Here is a 5,972-nt window from a genome sequence, read left to right as displayed (position 1 = left end):
GACAGGAACAGCGTGGTCGCCGACGCGCTGGCCTCCTCCACGCTCAGCCGGTGCCGGATCACCCGCGCCACCACGCCCTCCAGCAGGCTGAAGTACAGCTCGGCCAGGGTGTGGACGGGCAGGTCGCGGCGGAACGCGCCGCCGGCGGCGCCGCGCTCGAACACCGCCCGCAGCGGCGCGGCGAGCTGCCGCTCGATGCGCCGCGCCTCCCGGGGCGCCTTGTCGAACAGGCCGAGCGCGCGGTACCGGGCGGCGGCCGCGATCGTCGCGCGGGTCATCCGCGCCACGGCCTCCTCGGTCGGCACCGCGTCCAGCCGCGCGTCGGCGAGCCGCCCGGTCAGGTCCGTCAGCGCCGCCTCGTACAGGGCGTACAGCAGCGCCTCGCGGTTGGGGAAGTAGCGGTACAGCGTCGCCCGCGCCACCCCGGCGGCCTGCGCGATCTCGGTCATGCTCACCGACGTGCCGCGCTCGGCCAGCACCGCCGCCGCGACGTCGAGGATCCCGGCGCGGACATGGTCGCGCAAGATCATGTTCCTGGTCATCGCGCGGCACGCTACAGCACCGTCCCAGTACCCGACCCCCTGTATCACTGAAGAGACGGGCTGTCTTACCGGAGGTGGCCGCGGGTCACGGGGTGACGGGGACCTCGATGTGGCCGGTGGCGCCGCGCCGCAGGGCCGCGCGGCCGGCGGTGACCCGCGCGGCCCACGCCTCGAACTCGGCGAGCTCGGTGAGGGGGACCGCGACGTCGGCCTCCACGTCGTGGCCGTAGCGGACGTCGGCGGGCTGCGCGCCGCGGGCGTGCAGGTCGCCGAGGAACCGCCCGGCCTGGGCGTGGCCGACGCCGACGGTGACGGTCACGACGGGCCGCAGCTCCACCACCCCGACGGCGTCGACGGTGTCGGCGACGGCCTTGGCGTAGGCGCGGACCAGGCCGCCCGCGCCGAGTTTGACGCCGCCGAAGTGGCGGGTGACGACGGCGGCGGTGCCGGTGAGGCCGCGGCGGGTCAGCACCTCCAGCATCGGGATCCCGGCCGTGCCCGCGGGTTCGCCGTCGTCGCTGCTCTTGGCGATCTCGCCGTGCTCGCCGACGACGTAGGCGGTGCAGTTGTGGGTGGCGTCGCGGTGCGCGCGGCGGTGCCGGGCGAGGAACTCCACCGCCGCGGCCTCGTCGGCGGCGCGTGCGAGCGTGCAGATGAACCGGGATTTGCGGATCTCCAGCTCGCGGGAGCCGCCCCGCCTGATCGTGCGCATGGTCGTCCCCGAGTGTAGAGGGGTGCGCGGCTGGGCGGTTTGACGCGGTGCGCCGGGGGCACCGAGCGTAGGACCATGGACGCTTTGGACGAGCTGTACCGCCGCTGGCTGTTCGAGGTGTGGACCGGCGACGTCGACGTCGCCGGGCAGATCCTCACCGCCGACTTCGTCGGGCACTGGCCGTCGCTGCGGGTGCACGGGCCCGCCGAGGCCGCCGAGCAGGTCCGCCGCTCCCACGAGTACTTCACCGACGTCCGCACCACCTTGGACGTGGGCCCCGTCGTGGGCCCCGTCGCGGGCCCGGCCCCCGGCGAGGCCGGTGGGGGCGGCACGGGCGGTGCGGGGATGGTCGCCGCGGGGTGGACGTTCCACGGCACCTACCGCGGCGGCGTCCCCGGCGCGACGGCCGAGCCCGGCACCGCGGTGTCCTTCCGCGGGCAGGACATCTTCCGCGCGCGCGACGGGCGGTTCGCCGAGTACTGGGTCGTGTCCGACGTCATGGGCATGATGACCGCCCTGGGCGCCGTCGGCTGAGGTGCCGCGGCGCGCCGGGCGCGCGGATCAGACGAGTCAGACGAGGTCGACGAGGTCGGCGACGGAGTCGACGACGCGGCTCGGCCGGAACGGGAACCGCGCGATCTCGTCCTTGCCGGTCACGCCGGTCAGCACCAGGATCGTCTCCAGCCCGGCCTCGACGCCGGCGACGATGTCGGTGTCCATGCGGTCGCCGATCATCGCGGTGGACTCGCTGTGCCCGCCGACGCGGTTCAGCGCGGTGCGCATCATCAGCGGGTTGGGCTTGCCGATGAAGTAGGGCTCCACGCCGGTCGCGCGGGTGATCATGGCGGCGACGGCGCCGCAGGCGGGCAGCGAGCCCTCCGGGGACGGCCCGACCGGGTCGGGGTTGGTCGCCACGAACCGCGCGCCGCCCTCGATCAGCCGGATCGCGCGGGTGATCTGGGAGAAGCTGTAGGTGCGGGTCTCGCCGAGCACGACGTAGTCGGGGTCCAGGTCGGTCAGGACGAACTCCGCCTCGTGCAGCGCGGTGGTGAGCCCGGCCTCGCCGATCACGTACGCCGATCCCTGGGGCCGCTGGTCGGCCAGGAACCGCGCGGTCGCCAGCGCCGAGGTCCAGATCGACTCGGCCGGCACCGCGAGCCCGGCGGCGGCCAGCCGCGCCGACAGGTCGCGGCGGGTGTAGATCGAGTTGTTGGTCAGGACCAGGAACGGCTTGCCGGAGGCCGCCAGCCGCCGGACGAACTCCTCGGCGCCGGGGACGGGGCGGCCCTCGTGCACCAGGACGCCGTCCATGTCCGACAGCCAGTACTCGATCGGCCCTCGTTCGCTCATGCCCTCATTGTCGCAGGCAGGGATCTTCTCCCGGACCGGCCCCGGCGGGCCCTGCCGGGGCGGCGGGGCGTTGACCTGCGCGTGACACCGATCATAGATTCGGGCACGGCGCACCGAACCGTGTTCGGCGTTGGGGCCGCGCGGGGCGCGCCGGTGACCCCGCGGGAGGCGCGACGTGCACGATCGGCAATCACCGGCCGCGGAAACGGCCGGGACGGGGGCCCCGCAGGCCGGGGCGGCGCAGGCCGGGGCGGCGCAGGCCGGGGCGGCGCGGGAGCTGCCGGGCATCGCCGAGGTCAGGGCCGAGATGACGGCGCCCGGCCGGCTGTTCGAGATGGACGAGGTCGACGTCCGGGGCGTGCGGACCCGCGTGTGGAAGAACGCGCCGCCGACGCTGCGGGACGTCCTGGAGGTCTCCCGGCTGCACGGCGACGCGGCGTTCCTGGTGTACGAGGGCGACCGGGTCGGTTTCGCCGAGCACTACGCGCGGGCGGCGGCGTTCGCGCGGGTCCTGATCGGCCGGTACGGCGTCGCCAAGGGCGACCGGGTCGCGATCGCGATGCGCAACTACCCCGAGTGGTCGGTGGCGTTCTTCGGGGCGGCGGTCGCGGGCGCGGTCGTGGTGCCGCTGAACGCGTGGTGGACGGCGGCGGAGCTGGAGTACGGGCTGGCCGACAGCGGGGCGAAGGTGCTGGTCGCCGACGCCGAGCGGGCGGAGCGGCTGGCGGAGGTGCTGCCGGGCCTCGGGGTGCCGTGCGTGGTGGCCCGCGGGGGCGGCGCCGTCCCGGCGGGGTGCGAGGCGTTCGAGGACGTGCTGGGCGATCCCGGCGACCCGGCGGCGGCGTCGCTGCCGGAGGTGGAGATCGGCCCGGAGGACGAGGCCACGATCTTCTACACCTCCGGGACCACGGGCCGTCCGAAGGGGGCGCTGGGCACCCACCGCAACATCACGACCAACCCGGTCAGCCTCGCCTACGGCCTGATGTCGGCGGGGGTCCGCGCGGGCCGGTCGCTGGAGGAGCTGGCGGTGCCGCAGCGGCGGGTGACGCTGCTGAGCGTGCCGTTCTTCCACGCCACCGGCTGCCATTCGGTGCTGGTGACCAGCGCGCTGCAGGGCGGCACGGTGGTGATGATGTACAAGTGGGACGTGCGCGGCGCGCTGGAGCTGATCGAGCGCGAGCGCGTCACCGGGTTCGGTGGCGTGCCGACGATGGCGTGGCAGGTGCTGACCTCCCCCGACTTCGGGGACTACGACACCTCCAGCCTCACCGGCGTCAGCTACGGCGGCGCGCCGGCTCCGCCGGCGCTGGTCGACAAGATCCGCGAGCGGCTGCCCGAGCGGGTCCCCGGCAACGGCTACGGACTGACCGAAACATCGTCGGTGACGACCTACAACGGCGGGATCAACTACCTGGAGCGGCCCGAGAGCGTCGGGCCGCCGGTCGCGGTGTGCGACGTGAAGGTGGTCGACGCGGCCGGGGCGGAGCTGCCGCCCGGTGAGGTCGGCGAGCTGCTGATCAAGGGGCCCAACGTCATCAAGGGGTACTGGAACCGGCCGGAGGCGACCGCGCAGGCGTTCGCGGGCGGCTGGTTCCACAGCGGGGACCTGGCGCGGCTGGACGGGGACGGGTTCGTCTACATCGTCGACCGCGCCAAGGACATGCTGATCCGCGGCGGGGAGAACATCTACTGCGCCGAGGTCGAGGCGGCCCTGTACGAGCATCCGGCGGTGGCCGACTGCGCGGTGATCGGGGTGCCGCACGAGGTGCTGGGCGAGGAGGTCGGCGCGGTGGTGGTGCCGCGTCCGGGTGCGCGGGTGTCGCGGGAGGAGCTGCGGGCGTTCCTCGGCGAGCGGATCGCGGGGTTCAAGGTGCCGGTGCACTACTGGTTCCGCGGTGAGGGCCTGCCCCGCAACCCCGGCGGGAAGATCCTGAAGACGCGGCTGCGCGAGGAACTCCTCGGCTGACGGTGACGATTGACGGTGACGATGCGGACGAGCCCCCGGCCCGCTCGCCGCGGCGGGGGCGGGACGGCGGCGGGGCGCCGCGGGACCGGGTCCCGGGGCGCCCCGCGGCGTCCGGTGCGCGTGTGCGGTGCGCGCGTGTGCGGTGGCCGCTCAGACGTTGACGCCGAAGTCGGACGCGATGCCCGACAGGCCCGAGGCGTAGCCCTGGCCGACGGCGCGGAACTTCCATTCGGCGCCGTTGCGGTAGAGCTCGCCGAAGACCATCGCGGTCTCGGTCGAGGCGTCCTCCGACAGGTCGTAGCGGGCGATCTCGCTGTTGTCGGCCTGGTTCACCACCCGGATGAAGGCGTTGCGGACCTGGCCGAAGCTCTGCTGGCGGCTGTCGGCGTCGTAGATCGACACCGGGAACACGATCTTGGCGATCTCGGCGGGCACGGTGGCCAGGTTCACCTTGATCTGCTCGTCGTCGCCCTCGCCCTCGCCGGTGAGGTTGTCGCCGGTGTGCTCGACCGAGCCGTCGGGGCTCTTGAGGTTGTTGAAGAACACGAAGTGCTGGTCCGACAGGACCTTGTTCTCCGCCGAGCACAGCAGGGCGCTGGCGTCCAGGTCGAAGTCGGTCCCGGTGGTGGTCCGCACGTCCCAGCCCAGTCCGACCACGACGGCGGTCAGTCCGGGAGCCTCCTTGGTCAGCGAGACGTTGCCGCCCTTGCTCAGACTGACTCCCACTGTGTCTACCTCCGTTTAGGGCTTCGCGGGCGGTGCTCCGCCCGCGCACGGTTCGTCTGTCTTACGAGAACGGTAGTCACCTCGTGCGGGTTCCCCCGCCTCCTTGGCGAATTCAGGGCGTGGCGCGGCGGTTTTCCTCACCCGGCGCCCGGCGGGGAGCCCGCCCGGTCACCGCGCATCCGCGCCTCGTGGCCGCGGGTCACGGGGTGTGGAGGAACGCGGTGGGGGCGGTGACCTCGGGCGGCAGCTCGAACGCGGCGGCCAGGCCGGCGGCGCGGGGGGCCAGCTCGTCGCAGGTGCGGCGCCGCTCGGCCCAGATCCGGTCGAGGATGCCCGGCGGCGCGACGCCCTCGTTGAGCATGTCGGCGGCGCGGTGTTCCAGCAGGTCCAGGGCGTGCAGGCCGAGGACGGGCCGCAGTTCGGCGGGGCCGGTGTCCAGGGCGGCGGCGCAGATCTCCAGGACGAGGCGGTCGGCGCACGCCGACGCGGTCCGCGCGGCCAGGGCCAGGTTGCCGTTCCAGGCGGTGAAGGCGTCCTGCCCGCCGGCGGCGGCGCCGGCGACGCGGGCGGCGAGGCGGTCGCGCATGCGGCGTTCGGTGTCGCGGGCCAGGAACAGCCACACCCGCGGGGAGCTCAGGTCGCCGTCGTCGGGGGGCCCGGCGCCGGGGTCGGGCGG

General features: G+C 74.3%; 7 protein-coding genes. 2 read left to right on the top strand and 5 right to left on the bottom strand.

Annotation, left to right across the window (positions count from 1 at the left end):
• Both E1200_RS30415 and E1200_RS30410 read right to left on the bottom strand, forming a co-directional pair.
• Positions 1-542, bottom strand: a 542-nt coding sequence (locus tag E1200_RS30415) for a TetR/AcrR family transcriptional regulator (protein ID WP_131955599.1), incomplete at its 3' end; no start/stop codon positions are given.
• A gap of 85 nt (positions 543-627) precedes the next feature.
• On the bottom strand, positions 628-1,254 hold the full coding sequence (locus tag E1200_RS30410; RefSeq protein ID WP_131955597.1) for a YigZ family protein: 627 nt from the start codon (positions 1,252-1,254) through the stop codon (positions 628-630).
• A 75-nt stretch (positions 1,255-1,329) separates the two neighbouring features.
• Here E1200_RS30410 and E1200_RS30405 point away from each other — a divergent pair, with 75 nt between their 5' ends.
• On the top strand, positions 1,330-1,788 hold the full coding sequence (locus tag E1200_RS30405) for an ester cyclase (RefSeq protein ID WP_131955595.1): 459 nt from the start codon (positions 1,330-1,332) through the stop codon (positions 1,786-1,788).
• A 36-nt stretch (positions 1,789-1,824) separates the two neighbouring features.
• On the opposite strand, the gene E1200_RS30400 is transcribed toward E1200_RS30405, so the two are convergent.
• Entirely contained in the window at positions 1,825-2,604 is a 780-nt protein-coding gene (locus E1200_RS30400) for an HAD-IIA family hydrolase (RefSeq protein ID WP_131955593.1), read from the bottom strand.
• Between the two features lie 175 nt (positions 2,605-2,779).
• On the opposite strand from E1200_RS30400, the gene E1200_RS30395 reads away from it, so the two are divergent.
• Positions 2,780-4,570, top strand: coding sequence for a class I adenylate-forming enzyme family protein (locus tag E1200_RS30395; RefSeq protein WP_243708958.1), 1,791 nt, complete (start codon positions 2,780-2,782; stop codon positions 4,568-4,570).
• Between the two features lie 150 nt (positions 4,571-4,720).
• Here the strand turns inward: E1200_RS30395 and E1200_RS30390 are convergent, their stop codons facing one another.
• Positions 4,721-5,296 carry a TerD family protein gene (locus E1200_RS30390; RefSeq protein WP_131955591.1) on the bottom strand — a complete coding sequence of 192 codons (576 nt, stop codon included), beginning with the start codon at positions 5,294-5,296 and terminating at the stop codon, positions 4,721-4,723.
• A gap of 199 nt (positions 5,297-5,495) precedes the next feature.
• Positions 5,496-5,972 (bottom strand): acyl-CoA dehydrogenase (locus tag E1200_RS30385; RefSeq protein ID WP_279485356.1); only part of this gene is annotated, 477 nt, incomplete at its 5' end.

Origin of the sequence: Actinomadura sp. GC306, from assembly GCF_004348665.1 — a bacterium.
Classification (GTDB): Bacteria; Actinomycetota; Actinomycetes; order Streptosporangiales; family Streptosporangiaceae; genus Spirillospora.
The sequence above is the reverse complement of the archived record's forward strand: the minus strand, read 5'-3'. Positions and strand labels throughout refer to the sequence as shown.